General features: G+C 43.8%; 13 protein-coding genes. 6 read left to right on the forward strand and 7 right to left on the reverse strand.

Annotated features, from left to right (window positions below):
- Positions 1 to 16 precede the first annotated feature (16 nt).
- The 3 genes from AB4323_RS13680 to AB4323_RS13690 all read right to left on the reverse strand — a co-directional run bounded on the left by AB4323_RS13680 (position 17) and on the right by AB4323_RS13690 (position 5,118).
- Positions 17 to 1,471, reverse strand: a complete 1,455-nt coding sequence (locus tag AB4323_RS13680; protein ID WP_102333626.1) for an FAD-dependent oxidoreductase — start codon at positions 1,469 to 1,471, stop codon at positions 17 to 19.
- A gap of 532 nt (positions 1,472 to 2,003) precedes the next feature.
- Positions 2,004 to 4,442, reverse strand: coding sequence for an ABC transporter permease (locus AB4323_RS13685; RefSeq protein WP_372152718.1), 2,439 nt, complete (start codon positions 4,440 to 4,442; stop codon positions 2,004 to 2,006).
- 1 nt (position 4,443) lies between these two features.
- Entirely contained in the window at positions 4,444 to 5,118 is a 675-nt protein-coding gene (locus tag AB4323_RS13690) for an ABC transporter ATP-binding protein (RefSeq protein ID WP_004730959.1), read from the reverse strand.
- Here AB4323_RS13690 and AB4323_RS13695 point away from each other — a divergent pair.
- From AB4323_RS13695 to mrdA, 5 genes are all read left to right on the forward strand, one after another.
- Positions 5,117 to 5,734, forward strand: coding sequence for an arylesterase (locus AB4323_RS13695; RefSeq protein WP_372152720.1), 618 nt, complete (start codon positions 5,117 to 5,119; stop codon positions 5,732 to 5,734). The genes AB4323_RS13690 and AB4323_RS13695 overlap by 2 nt on opposite strands.
- Before the next feature lie 81 nt (positions 5,735 to 5,815).
- Positions 5,816 to 7,015: an enoyl-ACP reductase FabV gene (gene fabV, locus AB4323_RS13700; protein WP_372152722.1), complete on the forward strand. Its 1,200-nt coding sequence runs from the start codon at positions 5,816 to 5,818 to the stop codon at positions 7,013 to 7,015.
- 179 nt (positions 7,016 to 7,194) lie between these two features.
- Positions 7,195 to 9,102 carry a GGDEF and EAL domain-containing protein gene (locus tag AB4323_RS13705; RefSeq protein ID WP_017060077.1) on the forward strand — a complete coding sequence of 636 codons (1,908 nt, stop codon included), beginning with the start codon at positions 7,195 to 7,197 and terminating at the stop codon, positions 9,100 to 9,102.
- A gap of 120 nt (positions 9,103 to 9,222) precedes the next feature.
- Positions 9,223 to 10,878 (forward strand): ABC-ATPase domain-containing protein, encoded by a 1,656-nt coding sequence (locus tag AB4323_RS13710; RefSeq protein ID WP_017060076.1) that lies wholly within the window; start codon positions 9,223 to 9,225, stop codon positions 10,876 to 10,878.
- A 376-nt stretch (positions 10,879 to 11,254) separates the two neighbouring features.
- Positions 11,255 to 13,153: a penicillin-binding protein 2 gene (gene mrdA / locus AB4323_RS13715; RefSeq protein ID WP_017060075.1), complete on the forward strand. Its 1,899-nt coding sequence runs from the start codon at positions 11,255 to 11,257 to the stop codon at positions 13,151 to 13,153.
- 145 nt (positions 13,154 to 13,298) lie between these two features.
- On the opposite strand, the gene AB4323_RS13720 is transcribed toward mrdA, so the two are convergent.
- Positions 13,299 to 13,919 (reverse strand): DNA-J related domain-containing protein, encoded by a 621-nt coding sequence (locus tag AB4323_RS13720; RefSeq protein ID WP_029235236.1) that lies wholly within the window; start codon positions 13,917 to 13,919, stop codon positions 13,299 to 13,301.
- A 309-nt stretch (positions 13,920 to 14,228) separates the two neighbouring features.
- Complete coding sequence (locus tag AB4323_RS13725; protein ID WP_017060073.1) at positions 14,229 to 15,068, reverse strand: isopenicillin N synthase family oxygenase; 840 nt, start codon at positions 15,066 to 15,068, stop codon at positions 14,229 to 14,231.
- Positions 15,069 to 15,269: 201 nt separating this feature from the next.
- Here AB4323_RS13725 and AB4323_RS13730 point away from each other — a divergent pair, with 201 nt between their 5' ends.
- Positions 15,270 to 15,878: a DUF2238 domain-containing protein gene (locus AB4323_RS13730; protein WP_017067299.1), complete on the forward strand. Its 609-nt coding sequence runs from the start codon at positions 15,270 to 15,272 to the stop codon at positions 15,876 to 15,878.
- 124 nt (positions 15,879 to 16,002) lie between these two features.
- On the opposite strand, the gene AB4323_RS13735 is transcribed toward AB4323_RS13730, so the two are convergent.
- Positions 16,003 to 16,254 carry a hypothetical protein gene (locus AB4323_RS13735; protein WP_017060071.1) on the reverse strand — a complete coding sequence of 84 codons (252 nt, stop codon included), beginning with the start codon at positions 16,252 to 16,254 and terminating at the stop codon, positions 16,003 to 16,005.
- A 21-nt stretch (positions 16,255 to 16,275) separates the two neighbouring features.
- Entirely contained in the window at positions 16,276 to 17,181 is a 906-nt protein-coding gene (locus AB4323_RS13740; RefSeq protein ID WP_102398369.1) for a DMT family transporter, read from the reverse strand.
- Positions 17,182 to 17,189: the final 8 nt, after the last annotated feature.

Genomic DNA, 17,189 nt, shown 5'->3' on the forward strand with positions numbered 1-17,189 from the left:
GACTAATTATAGGCTATTAAGCGTGATCTTGACCTGACACCTTGGCAAGCGCTTCTGGGTATCCACGTTCTTGTGTCAAATCTATCGCTCTGTTTTCAATATCATTTAGATTAAGTGACATTGTCACTGAGTGTGTGTCTTCAATAGATGCCGCCTCTGATACATCAAACCATTGCTCAGCGACCTTTTGTGCCGCTTCTAATGTTGAAGAAGCTTTTACTACTTCAAGTCGAGCATAGCGATCCCCACAGAATGAAACGTCTGAAGCTCTTAAGCTTGGATCGGTTCCCGGAATCTGTTGTGCACCAAACAAAGGTTTACCACCGACCAATGCAGAACTGAAACTTGGGATGAACTGAGACATATGCGTTATTGCCGCGCGAGTTCTTAATTCAAGCTGATCTTCACTCCAACCCGATACGATTTTCTTAAGCAGCTTCGAAGGCAACTGTGGCTGTGACGAGTCTGTTGACGATGAAACAAGCCCACCCTCAAACAGAGTAATCCCTTCTGTCATGCCGTGAAGTTGGAACACACCATCAGCATACGGCGTTAATTGCGCCATGCCTTGCGGTGTGCCTCTCGGGCCATGGAAGATAACTTCTGGCCACTCTTCCTTACATTCTTGCGAATATGGCCACTCTGTAACGTATGCAGCTTTAAACTCAACAAGTCTTTGCTGCTTAGAGCCAACAAAGTCATCTACGATACCCGTTTCAAACCCACTCGCATTAATCAAGTAATCGGTCGTTAGTTGGCAGCTTTGGTTTTCGGCATCGGTATAAGTCAAAGACCAACCTTGACCTGTCGACTCAACAGAATGTAATCGGCTGTTGGTTAACACAGTACAGTTAGCTTGTTGCCCCAAAGAGAGTTGAGCGGTCGCAGAAAGTCGGAATACGCTCCAGCCATACTCTTGGACCATCGCAACAGGATACTTTAGGGTCTCTAAATCCGTATGCTTGGCGAAAGGAATACACCAATCATCAAGCGATGTTGGTTTCAGAGGCTGTGTTTTCGCAGAAAGTGCTAATAAATCTTCTTTGCTGTACAGCTTATAATACTCTTCCGGATCACCGAGCACTTGGTTGCTTTTATCTTGTTTAACAAGATCGGCATAAGCGCTTTTGATTATCTTGAGACGAGGAAGCAGATCCAACGGCTCTCCACCATCACTGTGCGGAACGGCGATGATTGTCGGACGAATATTGATCGTATGAGGAAATAAGCGGACGGTATCAATTGACTGCGTGAGCAACTGAAGACACTGCTCTACAGAAATATCTCGATACAAATTGCCGCCAGCGTGCAGGTGGCAAATTGGTGGACCATTAACCAAACTCGGCCCTTTTTCTAAGATAGTGACCTTAAAACCCAACTCACTAAAGTGAATCGCGCTCGTTGTTCCGGCAATACCACCACCAACAATGGCAATAGAAGGTTGATTTGTATCCGTTTTGTTGTGGTTCATCGTGTTCTGTAGAATAAGATTAACTGCCTCTATTCTACTTTTGTTCTGCGATGAATTAAAACACATTTTTATCAAGGTCTTAGATAGGCGGGATTTAATATCTATGTAAAAAACATAAATAATCTCTTGACTCAATAACTCCAGATAGGGTTTTAAAGGTTATTCTAACAGTCAAATTTGTCCTAAGTGACGCCACATAAAGGCTGCCTCAGTACTCTTAAAACATAGCGGTTAACTTATCCCTAAAGTTATCCACCGTTTTTGTGGATAACTGTTGATAACGTTCTTGCTAAGTTGCGCAAACCCTTTGTTTACAGGGACTAACCGCTGTTCATTAAATCGGCATTATTGGGTAATTAGTTTTAAAAAATGCTAAAAACAGTGGAATCTAAGGTGCGATATTTTTTACTTATGCTACCGGTTGGTTAAATAAAAAACGGTCTAAAGCGACGTATTATAAATAGTGCATGACTAAGTATAAATAATCTCACTTTTAGGCCGTTTTAAGCGCTTGGCTAGATCTCGCTAACGACTAGCCAAAATCCTTGTTTACTGGTGCCAACAAACGTTTGATTAAGCTATTCACTACCGCGGCTAATGTGATGAACGTTAGCACCGGTAGCGCTATCCACAACATCGGGTGAAGTGAAGGTTGTAACTCAAAACCAAAGTTCATCACTCCTGCCACGCTGAGCTCAGAACCAAGGGCTGCAATTGAGCCTGCGACTAACGCCATTAAACCGTACTCACACCAAATAGTATTGAGAATTCGCTTCTTACTCGCGCCTAATGTTCGATACAAGCGTATCTCTTGTTGTCTTTGAGATAAGCTCAATCGCAATAGAGTGAAGATAAGCAACAGCCCCGCCACCACACCTAACGCCGCAAGTACGGTAATCGACCAAACAATCTGCTTAAGCAACTCTTGGATCTTGCTACCCATCTTACGAATATCCATCAAACTCACGGTTGGATGATTTCGAGAGAGTTCGTTGAGCATCTGATTGTGTTGTTCTTCTAATCTGAAGCTCACTAGCCAAGTAGAAGGGATTGAACTCAAGACATCTGGAGTAAAAATGAAGTAGAAGTTCGGCTTCATTTCTCGCCACTCGACTTTGCGGATGCTATTCACCTTGGCAGAAACATTCTGGCTGTTGATTGTGAATGACAGCTCATCGCCAATCTTTAGATCCAGTTGCTCCGCGACATCCGATTCTACAGATACGCCATGCTCTTGTGTCCAGCTGCCTTCTAATACTTCATTGTACTTAGGTAAGCTATCTCCCCAAGTGAAGTTGATCTCACGGCTTAGTGCGTCTGTTTCTCCAGAGGTATCACTGTATTCCGATGCTTCGACACCGTTTATCGTCGTCAGTCGTCCTCGGATAATTGGAAACGCTTGAGTACGCTCTACTTCGTTTGCATCAATCGTCTCGAGATAACTGTCTTTTTCATAGCTTGCAATGTTAAGTGCAAACGCATTTGGTGCGTTCTCGGGTAAGGTTTGCTGCCAATCTGACAGTAAATCACTTCTTACCAACCAGATGATAGACAGCAACATCAGTGAAAGCGCTAAAGAGCCAAATTGAATCCCCGTTGCTAAAGGTGTGCGATTAATTCTGCTCAATGCTAAACGCATAGACGTAGATGTCGGTAACTTGCCAACCAAACGCAGAACAAGCGTACTAACGACCGCAAGTACTAAGAACAGGCAAGCGATACCCGCTAGAACTATCCATACCAATAGATTGTCGCCATACATCAGCATCATTGGAATAATCGGTACCAGTAACAACAAATATTTCTTGTAGCTTTCATTGGACTGGTGACTTGATTGGATAACGCTGATTGCCGAGGTATTGACCAAGCCAATTAACGGGATACCAAGAGCAGGAACACCAATTAAGATGCTTGATAAAATCGCCAAGATTGCAGGTTCAATACCATAGCTAGGAAGTGGCGTTGGTAATAAGTCACCCAGAGGTATACGAAGCAAAAACTCTAAGCCGATACCGATAGTTATTCCCAGTACTGCACCGATAACCACTAATAAAGATACCTGTACAGACAACCATTTAACGATCCACTGCTTGCTTGCACCCAAACTCTTAAGCATCGCGATGGTTTTACGGCGACTCGCAACATAATGTTGGCAAGTGAGTACCAAAGTGGTCGCAGCCATGATCACAACAATAGCAACGGTTAACGAAAGATATTGAGTCGTGCTTTCGAACATGTCGTTAGTACGGCTCGCAGAATCTTGAGTACGCCAGCGATCGCTTGGTGTTAATTCTACGCTGTCTTGCGCGGCTTGCAGTTTTGTATCATCACCGTTGAGAAACAGCCTAAAACTAACACGACTGCCCGGTTGAATCGCTCCCGTGGCATCGATATCACTTGTATGAATCAGCACAGCTGGCATTTGTTGGAATGGGTTAAAGCTTAAGCCTGGTTCTTGAGTGATTCGTCCAGTTATCGCTAAATCGGCATCACCAATAGTGACATTGTCACCAATTTCAACCTCTAACTGTGCAAATATACGCTCGTCTAGCCAAAGTTCACCCGGCTCAACATGGTTACTTGATGCTTTATCAGCGCCCTCTAAGATCATTTCACCGCGTAATGGGTAATTACTTTCAACTGCTTTTACCGTCACTAACTGCATTGAGTTATCACTGAATGCCATGGTTGAAAAACGAGTCAACTGAGATCTTTCTAATTGTTCAACTTGAGTGAGGTCTAACAAGGATTGCGGAATTGGGTTTGCTGAGATAAACACGCTATCAGCAGTAAGCGCATCTTTGCCCTGTTTAACAATTACCTGCTCCATACGTTCGGCCAACGCCGACAATGCAAATACACAAGCAATAATAAGCGTTAAAGCGATTGAAACTGGCCACAACTGGCCGTGTCGAATCTCTTCGATACTCCATGAAAACAGGCGTTTATTCAGTCCGTTTGATGAATTCAATTTAGACTTCCTCTATCTGACCGACATGCATCTTGAGTGTTCTTTGGCAACGTTGTGCAAGCTTAGGATCGTGTGTCACCAAAACTAAAGTTGTGCCGTGGGATGAGTTCAATTCAAACAACAACTCAACAATTTTGGCTGCCGTTTGTTGGTCTAGGTTGCCTGTGGGTTCATCGGCAAAAAGAATTTTTGGCTTAATCATAAATGCGCGCGCCAACGCGACCCTTTGTTGTTCACCACCAGATAGCTGCGACGGTAAGTGATCAAGCCTGTCTTTCAAGCCTACTGATTCAAGCAGAGCAGTCGCGCGTTCGATGTCTTCGTCTTCTCCCTTTAACAAACAAGGTAACGTGACATTTTGTAGCGCTGAAAGACTTGGAATTAACAAGAAGCTTTGAAATACAAACCCTACCGATTCACTGCGGATCTTCGCTCTTGCCTCGTCATCAAGCTGTGAAAGTGGCTGTCCTAATAAACTGATTTCGCCTTTCGTTGGTACATCAAGACCAGCAAGCAGCGTCATTAAGGTCGATTTACCCGCGCCAGACGTGCCGACAATCGCGACAGTTTCGCCTTCACGAATATCGATATCGACGTGCTCTAGGATTGTTAAATGTTCTTGATTAGTAGACACTGTCTTCGAAACAGCTTCTGCTTTAATGATGGATGTATGCATGACTCGACTAATTTCCTTTTTATTCTTTATTTTATTTTCAACCGCTTCTTTGGCTCAAGATACCCGCTTAGATTCTAAGTTACTGGTCCTTGGTGATAGCCTGAGTGCTGGTTACAACATGGACATCAAACAGAGTTGGCCAAGCCTGTTACCAGACGCGTTAGCAAAGCATGACAAAACGGTAACCGTGGTTAACGGGAGTATTTCTGGTGATACAACGGGCAATGGTTTAGCCCGCCTACCACAATTGCTTGAAGAACATGCTCCAGACACCGTTCTTATCGAACTTGGTGCGAATGATGGACTTCGTGGTTTCCCACCTAAGCTGATGTCTGCAAATCTTGAGCAGATCATTGAGCAGATAAAAGCTGCGGGCGCCAAACCTATAATGATGCAGATTAAAATCCCACCAAATTACGGAAAGCGTTACAACCAGCAGTTTGAATACGTTTTTGCAGCGCTTGCTGAACAACAAAACGTGCCACTTTTGCCGTTTTTCCTAGAGCATATCATCCTCAAACCTGAGTGGATGATGAACGATGGACTGCATCCAAAACCAGAAGCTCAACCTTGGATTGCTGAATTCGTCGCCGAAGAATTATATCAGTATCTTTAAGTTTTAATGGTCTAGCTCAATAAATTTTACACAGCTTTACGTTAGCCTGAGTGCATATCACCGTTAACTGTAAGGTTATTTATGCTGATCGAACCTGTTATCAAGGGTGTGGTAGCCAAAAGCGCTCACCCTCTTGGCTGTCAAGAAGCCGTAAAGCAACAAATCAAGTTTGTTAAGAGTGCGCCGCAAATCAAAGATGGCCCTAAACGAGTACTGATTATCGGCGCTTCCTCAGGCTTTGGCCTTGCCGCTCGTATTGCCCTTACCTTTGGCGGCGCAAAAGCTGACACTATCGGCGTCTCATTCGAGCGCGGTCCAAACGAAAAATCCCTAGGTAGTGCTGGTTGGTACAACAACATCTACTTCAAAAAAGAAGCCGAACGAGAGCAACGCACTGCTATCAACATCGTTGGCGACGCATTTTCGCAAGAAACACGCTCACAAGTTGTCGAAGCCATTGAAACCTACTTCGAAGGTGAAGTGGATCTGATTATCTATAGCTTAGCTGCAGGCGTTCGTCCTAAACCAGATTCCGATGAGTTTTGGCGCTCTGCCATCAAACCTATTGGTGAAAGCGTAACTGGCGCAACCATTTCTCTGGAACACGACAACTGGGTCACCAACACGCTTGAAGCCGCGACGGAAGAAGAAGCCGAAAGCACACTCAAAGTGATGGGAGGCGAAGATTGGGAACAATGGATAGATGAGCTCATCAACGCAGAATCTATTGCTCCGGGTTGTAAGACAATCGCGTTTTCTTATGTGGGTCCAGAAGTCACACATCCTATCTATTTAGACGGTACATTGGGACGCGCTAAGATCGACCTTCACCAAACCAGCCACGCTCTTAATCTAGAGTTAGCTAACTTTGATGGCAACGCTTACGCGGCGGTATGTAAAGCCCTAGTCACTAAAGCGAGCGTTTTCATCCCTGGATTAAGCCCTTACTTACTTGCTTTGTATAAGGTGATGAAAGAGAAAGAGACCCACGAAGGTTGTATCCAACAAATGCAGCGTCTGTTTGGCAGTAAACTTTATGGTCAATCCAAAGTACCACTTGATGGTGAGCGATTGATCCGTATGGATGATTGGGAATTAGACCCAGAAACCCAAGCGCACGTAACTGAACTACTAGAAAAGATGGATGAAAACAACTTCCAAACTTTAGGTGATTACCAAGGGTTCAAAGACGAGTTCTTGCAGCTCAACGGGTTCGCGCAGCCATCAGTAGATTACAGTAAGAAACTGAATAGCGAAGACTTTATAAAATTAAAGCCCTAATCGAAATTTATCTCATTACTGAGACCCGTATTCACATTTGAAAACCTCTGCAAAATTGCCGAGGTTTTTTTGTGCAACATTTCTTATACTTAGTTAACGTAAGATTCACAGTTTTCTTTGGTTCATCATAATTAACACAGGATGTGTTGATGCATTTAGCATAATTGACTCGGAGTCATATGAAGAAAATAAAAACTCTCGATTTAGATATCCCAGACGATATGGAGCACGGTTGGCAGAATATTGTCGACCTCTTAGCTCAAATTACTCAAGTGCCCGCAGCACTAATCATGCGTGTTCACGCCAATTACATTGAAGTTTTTTCAACCAGTCGTAGCGAGAACAACCCATACAACAAAGGTGATTCTGAAACGCTGGGGAATGGGCTGTACTGCGAAACAGTGATGGAAACTCAACGACAGCTTCTTGTGCCTAACGCGCTTGCCGATCCTAAGTGGGACAACAACCCAGACATCAAACTCGGCTTAGTCTCCTATTGTGGTATTCCATTACTTTGGCCTAACGGTGAACTGTTTGGCACCATTTGTATCTTGGACTCGAAAGAGAATCACTACACCCCTACTTATATCAAACTGTTAGAGAGCTTTCGGACTTCGATTGAATCTCAGCTTAAAACCCTATTCCAACACGCCAAGCTTACCCAAATGAATCGCGACCTAAAAAACCGCGTTTACAATCGCACTAAAGATCTCGCGAGCCTTAATTACTCGTTGAATCAAGAAATTGATAAACGAAAAGCGGCTGAACAGAAGATTAACTTCCAAAAGAATCACGACCTCGGCACCGGCTTTTTAAACCGAAACGCATTTGAATCTCGCTTAAACCACAAGCTACTGTCACAGAGAAGGCTGACAGACAGCTCATTTGCAGTCGTTCATATTGGTTTTACCAACGGTAGACGCATACAAGCACGCTACGGCTATAACGCGTTAGACCAAGTGCTTGTTGAATACCGAAAACGCATAGACTGTATTTCTGATATCGATGTATTAACTGCACGCCCTACTTCGGTTGACCTCGTATTGGCGTTTAGCGTTAAAGATTTACACCATCGCCTTGAAGAACTTTGCCAGACGCTCGTTAAAGTTGGTCATTCAGAATTCGACATCGAAAGTGACAAAGTGCATTTGCACGCGTTTATTGGGATTGCAATTACGAACGACGAAGATGACGCGGAAAGCATTCTGCAGAAATCTTCTGAAGCGATGTTAGCCTGCAAAGATTCAGGACAAAAGTTCGCTTACTACTCTCAATCCCATACCGAAGAACAAACTCACATTAATAAGATCGAAGGCTATTTGCTTCAAGCCGTTCGTAATGATGACCTTATGCTCTACTTTCAACCCAAAGTTAGCCCGTTGACGCATCGCTGGGTCGGTGCTGAAGCTTTGCTTCGTTGGCGACATCCTGTTTTGGGTGATATCTCTAACGAAACCCTGATCCACATGGCTGAACAAAACGGTTTGATTTTCGAAGTGGGCAGCTTTGTTTTACGCAATGCGATTGAAAAAGCCAAAGAGTGGTCCGAATACGTTGAAGATTTCAAGATGGCTGTGAATGTGTCTGCAATTCAACTCAAGAACGTACACTTTGCGGAACAAGTGGTTCACCTACTCGAAACCTATCATTTAGAGCCTCGTTTCTTAGAACTTGAAGTTACGGAGAGTGGACTGATAGCAGATGAAGTGGTTGCCAAGAATACCTTGGGATCTTTGCACGATATTGGCGTTACATTGTCACTAGATGACTTCGGTACGGGCTACGCCTCCTTCAGTTATCTGAAGAAGTTCCCATTCGACACCATTAAGATTGATAAGAGCTTTATCGACCAAATGCTCAACTCACACGAAGACTCGGAAATTGTTCGTTCTATTGTCCAAATTGCCAAAAAGCTCGACTTAAAAGTGACGATTGAAGGCATAGAAACGGAGGTTCAGGAGCAATTTATTATTAACGAAGGCTGCGATGTGGGCCAAGGTTACCTTTACGGAAGACCAATGCCGAGCCAAGAATTCGAACACAGCTTAATCAATCAAAACTATTTGGGGACAACTCGTTACGCTTAAAGCGAAAAAGAGCAGTTAGTTTTGGATTTAGGCCTACTTTCTCTTTACTCTAAAGGTGGTGATTTTTATAATCGCCGCCTTTCTGTTTTTATCTTTCCCCTTATATAGGCATTCCTCGTTATGGATCAGTTGACTGCAAAGCTTAAAAAGCTCGAAAAACAAAACTACCGTGCATATCAACAAATTAAAGGTCAATACGACTTTGCTGATTTTGAATTACACATCGACCACATCCAAGGTGACCCATACGCGTCAGCTTCTCGTTTTCGTGCAACGCGCGCGTGGTCTTTGACCGGGTTAGATTGGCTGAAAGAAAAATCTTACGAATACCAAGTAGCCGCTCGTGACTTTATCGCACGTAGCTTCTCTGAGTTCGCGAAACAAGAGTCGACTGTTTCTATCGCGCTGACGGGTCAAACCGTATTAGACAACACAGCTGTTGTATTCACAGACCACGGCATCGAAATTCGTTTCCGTATTAATTTACCAGCTGATGGTCGTAGCATTCTTGCTAAGAAAGCGAACAACATCATCACTTTCTACTTACCGAAGTTTATTCGTCGCGCGACGCTTGAGCGTGAGTTAAACATCGATGCAATGATCAAACATTGTGAAACGATTGAAGACCAAGAAGCGCTGCGTGCTCAATTGGATGAAAACAACCTAGCCGCTTTCGTTGCAAACGGCAGTGTGTTACCTCGTATCGCGGGTAACTGCGACCTTCCAATGAAAGACGCGGTACCTTTCGCGGCTCCAGAATCATTGAGTGTTACGTTAAATACTCCAAACCAAGGTGACGTGACCGGCCTAGGCATTCCAAAAGGCATTACGCTGATCGTTGGTGGTGGTTTCCATGGTAAATCGACACTGTTGAACGCCGTTGAACGTTCTATCTACAACCATATTCCTGGTGACGGTCGCGAAGGCATTGTAACTGCGATTGATACGATGAAGATCCGCGCTGAAGATGGTCGATGTGTGCACAGCTTGAACCTGTCAAACTACATCAACCATTTACCAATGCAGAAAGACACATCTGACTTCAGCACACAAGATGCGTCAGGTTCTACGTCTCAAGCGGCTTGGTTACAAGAATCGATTGAAGCCGGCGTTCAAACTCTACTTATCGATGAAGATACGTCAGCGACTAACTTCATGATTCGTGACGAGCGTATGCAAGCGCTAGTGTCAAAAGGCGATGAGCCAATCACACCACTTGTCGACCGCATTGGTCAGCTTCGTGAAGAGATGGATATCTCTACCATTGTTGTAATGGGTGGCTCTGGTGATTACCTAGATGTCGCGAACACTGTGATTCAAATGCACGACTACCAAGCGGTAGATGTGACTGAAAAAGCAAAAGACGTGATTGCTCAGCACCCTACTCAGCGTACTAACGAATGTGAAACTGCTTTAGAAACGTTTGTACCGCGTTCATTGAACCGTGCTTCACTGATGAACATTCTGACTGACGGTAAATTCCGTGTTAATGCTAAAGGCAAAGAGTCACTGCGTTTTGGTAAAGAGTTTGCAGACCTTTCTGCGCTTGAGCAATTAGAATCACCGTCTGAAGTGAATGCGATCGGTTGGGCTTGGTTCCAATTTGCACAAACTCCAGGTTGGTCAAACAACCCTGCTAAAGAGTTTAACGCTATTTTAGAAAACGAATGGCACGCTAACATGCCTAACTACGGTGACCTAGCGAAACCAAGAACGTTAGATGTGATGGCTGCTCTGAACCGTATGCGTAAATCTCAGTTCAAGCCTTCGAACTGATTTCGTTAAATATCGGATTTATTGTGCTTCTAGGTTTTTGAAGTTTTAATCTTCTAATTTACTAAAGCTTCTAAGCCACTAAATAAGCAAATTAACCTTCTACGGCTCTCATTCTGAGGGCCGTAAATTTATCTAACCTCTTTTGACCTAACCTCTAGTGTCGTCAAAACTCTTGAACTTTATAAATTCATAAAACCAATCTTTACATCAATTACTTATCATCTTTTGTAATGAGAAAATTAAAGGCACTGTTTACCGCCATCTAATGCTGTCGATCCCTCAAAACATGACACAGCTTTTACAAAACCCTAGTGATATTCAGATAAAGTCCCGATTCGACAAGTGTAACCAAATGTAACAGACCCTTGAGGCTTCAATGAATCATAAACGCGTTAAGATGCGTGACCATAAAATCGAAGTGAACCTATTCAAAAACCGCGTAATCGTCGCGTTTTGTGGGATCTTGATGTTCACTCTTGTCTTAGTCGGCAATCTATACCGACTTCAAGTTGAAAATTTTAAAAGCTATCAAACTCGTGCCGATGGCAACAGAATCAAAGTATTACCTATCGCCCCTACTCGTGGACTTATTTACGACCGTAACGGCGTGTTGCTTGCAGAGAACAAGCTTGTCTTTGATCTAACCATGATTCCTGAGCAAACCGATGATGTCGATGCAATGCTCACCAAGCTAGACAAATATGTCCCCCGTGATGCAGAGCAGATCGCTCGTTTCAAAAAACGCTATCACAACACCCGCCGTTTTAAATCTGTGACTATTCTAGAGAACTTAACGGAGGAAGAGATCGCCAAGTTCTCCGTGCACCAGTACCAGTTCCCCGGCTTATCTATCGATACCAGCTTAAAGCGTTTTTACCCGAATGGTGAGGTGCTTACCCATGTTCTTGGTTACGTGGCGCACATCAATGATAGCGATCTCAGAAAGCTTGAAGAACAAGGGATAGAAGCGAATTATCAAGCTACAACAATCATAGGAAAACTGGGTGTTGAACGTTATTACGAAGATATTCTGCACGGCACCAAAGGTTATCAAGAAGTCGAAGTAAACAGCCGTGGGCGAATAGTCCGAACCATTGAGTACGTGCCGCCAGTAGCTGGTAAAGATATCGTGTTAAATATTGACCTTGAGCTGCAAAAATACGTCTTTGAGCAACTTGATCACCGAACTGGAAGCGCGGTTATTCTCGATCCGAAAGACAACAGCGTGTTGGCGATGGCATCAAGCCCGAGTTACGACCCTAACCTATTTGTCGACGGCATTTCGAGTAAGAACTACCAACGTTTATTGAATGATCCGGCTCACCCGTTGGTTAACCGCACCACTCTAGGCGTTTATCCTCCTGCCTCAACCGTTAAACCATTTATGGCTGTGGCAGGACTGCAAGAACATGTCATCTCTGAAGATACCATCCGTAACGACCATGGCGTTTGGAGAATTCCTGGCTCTAAACGAAACTCTAAATCGTGGCGTGACTGGAAACGTTGGGGTCACGGACCTGTCGATGTCACTCAAGCCATTGAAGAGTCGGTAGATTCATTCTTCTATCAAACCGCTTTCGATTTGGGTATTGACCGAATTTCAAGTTGGATGAACCGATTTGGATTTGGTGAACCGACAGGCATTGATATCTATGAAGAAAGTACCGCCAACATGCCGACTCGAGAATGGAAGATGATGCGTTATCGCACCCCTTGGTATCAGGGTGACACAGTTCCGATTGGTATTGGCCAAGGTTATTGGACATCGACACCTATGCAACTTGCTAAAGCAACGTCAGTATTGGTTAATCATGGTAAGGTGATGCCACCTCATATCTTAAGAGCCACCTTAGATCATGGTGAAGATTTCAGTACACAACAACTTGTCGAACCGGAGCCAATGCCCTCAATCACCGAAGTACCGGATAGAATTTGGGATGTGCCAATCAATGCGATGCGACTCGTAAACCACGGTAATCGAGGCAGCGGCAGACGTGCATTTAAGGGAACTGAATACACGAGCGGCGGTAAATCAGGAACTGCACAAGTCTTTGATCTTGCGAAAGACCAGGTCTACAACTCGAAGAAACTCGCTAGACACTTGCTTGACCATGCGCTTTACACGGCTTTCGCACCGTATGAACACCCTGAATATGTCGCAACTGTGGTCATTGAACACGGTAACGGCGGTTCAAAAGTCGGTGCGCCTTATATCCGTAAAGTACTCGACTATGCCTTTGAACATAAAAGTGGCGAGAGCAAAGATCACTCCTAACACCAATAACTTAAGTCGCTACAGCACATAACGTAGTTACCCAAAACATAACGTAATGACGACAAAGCCCCACTTGTATCACTCACAATGTGGGGCTTTCCGTTTTAGGGTTCTGAGCAATTAGACAGCTAGAAATGCCTCTCGATTATGAGCTTCTTAATACATGCCATGCTTCACAGAGCGTCTGAAATTTTGCGGTGTTGCCTTCGTCTCTGTCCGGATGCCATCTCAATGCCAGTTGTCGCCAACGTTTTCTAATTTCATGGTGTGTCGCGCCTAAAGGTAACTCAAACAGGTTCAATGCTCGACTTCGATCCATATCGAGTTCATCACCACCCACATACTTTCTATACCGAGTCCAAAATTCGTTCAACAGCCTTTTGACTTCACCTTCATCCGCTTCATAGTTAACCCAATTAATGTAGTATTCTCGAAGTGGGTCTTGATGATCGATGCTGTGACTGCTTCCGTGATAACGACCATTCATCAATTCGATGTCCATCGCTTGGACTTGGAGCCAACCATCTGGGTGTAAGGTTTCTTGAAGCTGATAAAGCGCATTCATGATAAGGAAGTTCTTTTTAAACAACTCTTTCTCAGGCACAGCATCCAACACTGGCACAAACCCAAGATCGTTCAGATGAGCTGCCAATGTGTGTACTTTCCATCCGCTTGGCTTTTGCTTAAGCACTTCCATTATCGGCCAAAGCAATGGGTTTTCCATATGGCAATGAAAGTTTGCTCTCACATCTTGATAATTCGACATAGTTGACTCAGTTAGCTTCTCTGAATTAATGGATTTCTAGAACTGTGGATACTATAAGTAACCTGTTTCGCATCCGTTGCGTATCTTCTTTAATTGAAAGCGATTTTCTAAGATTTGTCGAGCTTAAGGACAAACAACTTTCTAACGTTTGGCTTAAAGGCACCTTTTATCGTCAAAACTGAGTACCATTTCGTTGAATACAACCGTTAGTAATAAAGCCGCAATTCTTTGGTACGGATACAAAAAAGGTCAGCGACTTAGCTGACCTTTCACATCTATCCCAATTTTAGGGACGAAGCATTGAACTGACTAGATAACGCCAAGCTCTCTTAGACGTTCCATTAGGTATTCGTTTGCTGTGTACTTTTCAGATAGCACTACTTCTGGTTTCGGGTGAAGGAATAGAGGCAAAGAGATACGAGACTTCTCTTGGCGTTCACCTGATGGGTTGATTACACGGTGAGTTGTCGATGGGAAGTAACCACCAGATGCTTCTTGAAGCATGTCACCGATGTTGATGATCATGTTACCGAAGTCACATGGAACATCTAGCCACTCGTCATTTTGAGCTTTAACTTGAAGGCCCGGCTCGCTTGCAGCAGGAAGAACCGTCAGTAAGTTGATGTCTTCGTGTGCTGCAGCGCGGATTGCTCCTGGCTCTTCATCACCTTGCATTGGTGGGTAGTGAAGAACACGAAGCAGAGTCTGTTCACTGCCGTTGATCATTTCTGATAACGCAATAGAGAATTTCTCTTGTACTTCTTTAGGAGCATGAGCTTCAACCCAACCTAGCAGCTCTTGAGCAAAAGCATTCGCACGTTGGTAGTAATCTAGAATCTGTTCTTTCAGCTGTTCAGGGATTTGGCCCCAAGGGTATACGTGAAAGTACTCTTTGATGTCTTTTACAGTGTGGCCTTTAGCAACTTCAGACACTGAAGGTGGAAAATATCCATCTTGTGTTTCAACATTAAAGTGGAAGTTCTCTTTCTCTTCAGAGATGAAGAATTGGTACCAGTTTTCGTAAATTGACTCAACAAGCTCTTTCGGGATTGGGTGGTTCTTAAGAACACCAAAACCAGTTTCACGTAGAGAGCGAACAAATTGTTCTGCTGCGTCGTCAGCAAGGTAATCGACAGTTTCCAGTTTCATGACTTTCTTTCTTGTTATGTAGTAATAGAGCGATTTTAAGGATCGCTTTGTTGTAAATCAAACTTTTGTGAAACTCTAGCAACCGTTTGTCTAGATACTGGGCGATAACACCACTTTTCAACAAATCTGGTGATTAAGACCCAATTGAACACTGTTCATTATTGTGTAACACTATTAAAAACTTCGACGAGAGATCTTGATATGACAATCACGCCACTTGCTCAAAATCGACCATTGCTGTCATTGACGACGCTGTATCTGACTGTGTTTCTATTTTCAGCGTTCGCTCCCTCTTCAAGAGCGGTGTGGATTGCCGAAATTGTCCCAGCGCTCGCGATATTGGTGGGTATTTGGTGGTTATCAACAAAGCTCACCTTCACTAAGACAGCTTACGTTTTGATGTTTATCTGGCTGATTTTGCATACGATAGGCGCAAAATATACCTTCGCGGAAGTGCCATTTGATTGGTTCAATAACATGATAGGTTCAGAACGGAATAACTTTGACCGTGTCGCGCATTTCTCTATTGGCCTTTATGCTTACCCACTCGCTGAGTACTTGATTCGTAAAAAACTGGCTCAACCGGTGCTGGCATGTTTCTTTGCGTTATTTGCGATCATGAGTGTTGCTGCAGGTTATGAAATCATCGAGTGGTGGTACGCGGAGATTGCAGGTGGTGATGAAGGTATCGCATTCCTTGGTTCACAAGGCGATATTTGGGATGCACAGAAAGATATGCTGTGTGATACGACGGGCGCAATTGTTTCGCTATTACTTCTTAAGCTTCAAGGGCGTGTCAGAGCTTACTGAGCTCAATTCTTTACTCTGAGTATCAAAAGCAACGTTGAAATGCCACACACAAACTGTGCTGTGGCATTTTTAGTTTCAACATTATTTTCTCGTTTATAATGATTGGTCGTTTCATCGTGACGGGTTATTTCATCGTTACCTTGCCACCAACAAACTTGTAGGCTGGCGTACCTCGAACCAAAGTGTCTCGCGCAAATTCAATCCCGCATTCAGGGCACACACATGGTTTTGTCGTGAAATCTTCAACGATACGCTCCTTAAAACATTTCACGAGTGCACCTTTGCCACCTTTCCGATACTTAAAAAGCTGCGTTTTGCATTTGGCACAGAAAATCTGAACCGTCTTGGTCGGTTGTTTCTTGTTTGGTTTAGCCATAGAAGTTAATGATTGAACTCTTTATTTCTTAAGTTTAGGTGCGACAAGAACCAAGCTTATCCCAAGAAGTATAACGGTTGATGAGACTATAAATTGCATAGTGACAGGTTCAGATAACAGTAATACGCCACCAAGTGTCGCGATAACTGGAACAGAAAGCTGTGCAATAGACGCAACCACGGTATTCAGTTTTTTCACTACGTAATACCACAAACTATAACCGATACCAGAAGCCACAGAGCCCGATATAACCGCGTAAATCAAACCTTGCTCAGTGATAGACACTTGCGTTAATGCATTAGGTATTAAAACTAATAAGCTCAATGCCACAAGGATAACTAGCGAGCTGAATCCAAAGTTAGCGGTGGTCGATTGCAGTGCGTTTGACGATTTCTTTCCTGCCAATGTGTAAATGCCCCACCCAATTCCGGCCAGAGACATCAAGATAATAGAAACTAAGTCGGGTGCTTGAGTCGATTCCGTTGGCATTAACAAATAAACAAGCCCTGCCACAGATAACAAACACCCGCCCCACTCAATGAGCGACATTCTGTTTCCAGAAAACAGGTGCGCGGCAATCATCGTAAATTGCACTGCGACAAACAACACCAGAGCACCAAGACCTGCGCCGAGCTCTAAGTAAGCAAACGAGAAACCAAACATATACACGAGCAGTGACAGTATTGACGTGAATTGAAACTGTGATTTTAACCTTGTGTATAGCGATGTGTTGTTTGTTAACACACGTCTAGCTTTAGATTGGGAAGACAAAGTTAATAAAATCAGAAGCGTAAGCGCACCAGATAAGATGCGAACGATCGAAAAGCTCAAAGGATCGATCGTTTGATCCATTAAGGCCCAGCGACACAAAACTGAATTCGCAGCAAATGCCACCAGCGTAATAAATGTAACCATCAGAGTTTGCATCGTTTTTC

This window comes from Vibrio sp. 10N.261.52.C11 (assembly GCF_041471405.1).
Taxonomy (GTDB): Bacteria; Pseudomonadota; Gammaproteobacteria; order Enterobacterales; family Vibrionaceae; genus Vibrio; species Vibrio crassostreae_C.

Excerpts from the sequence above, each read along its gene's own strand:
- AB4323_RS13680 (WP_102333626.1), bottom strand. The coding sequence starts at position 1,471 with ATGAACCACAACAAAACGGATACAAATCAACCTTCTATTGCCATTGTT.
- AB4323_RS13695 (WP_372152720.1), top strand. The coding sequence starts at position 5,117 with ATGACTCGACTAATTTCCTTTTTATTCTTTATTTTATTTTCAACCGCT.
- AB4323_RS13690 (WP_004730959.1), bottom strand. The coding sequence starts at position 5,118 with ATGCATACATCCATCATTAAAGCAGAAGCTGTTTCGAAGACAGTGTCT.
- fabV (WP_372152722.1), top strand. The coding sequence starts at position 5,816 with ATGCTGATCGAACCTGTTATCAAGGGTGTGGTAGCCAAAAGCGCTCAC.
- AB4323_RS13705 (WP_017060077.1), top strand. The coding sequence starts at position 7,195 with ATGAAGAAAATAAAAACTCTCGATTTAGATATCCCAGACGATATGGAG.
- AB4323_RS13710 (WP_017060076.1), top strand. The coding sequence starts at position 9,223 with ATGGATCAGTTGACTGCAAAGCTTAAAAAGCTCGAAAAACAAAACTAC.
- mrdA (WP_017060075.1), top strand. The coding sequence starts at position 11,255 with ATGAATCATAAACGCGTTAAGATGCGTGACCATAAAATCGAAGTGAAC.
- AB4323_RS13720 (WP_029235236.1), bottom strand. The coding sequence starts at position 13,919 with ATGTCGAATTATCAAGATGTGAGAGCAAACTTTCATTGCCATATGGAA.
- AB4323_RS13725 (WP_017060073.1), bottom strand. The coding sequence starts at position 15,068 with ATGAAACTGGAAACTGTCGATTACCTTGCTGACGACGCAGCAGAACAA.
- AB4323_RS13730 (WP_017067299.1), top strand. The coding sequence starts at position 15,270 with ATGACAATCACGCCACTTGCTCAAAATCGACCATTGCTGTCATTGACG.
- AB4323_RS13735 (WP_017060071.1), bottom strand. The coding sequence starts at position 16,254 with ATGGCTAAACCAAACAAGAAACAACCGACCAAGACGGTTCAGATTTTC.
- AB4323_RS13740 (WP_102398369.1), bottom strand. The coding sequence starts at position 17,181 with ATGCAAACTCTGATGGTTACATTTATTACGCTGGTGGCATTTGCTGCG.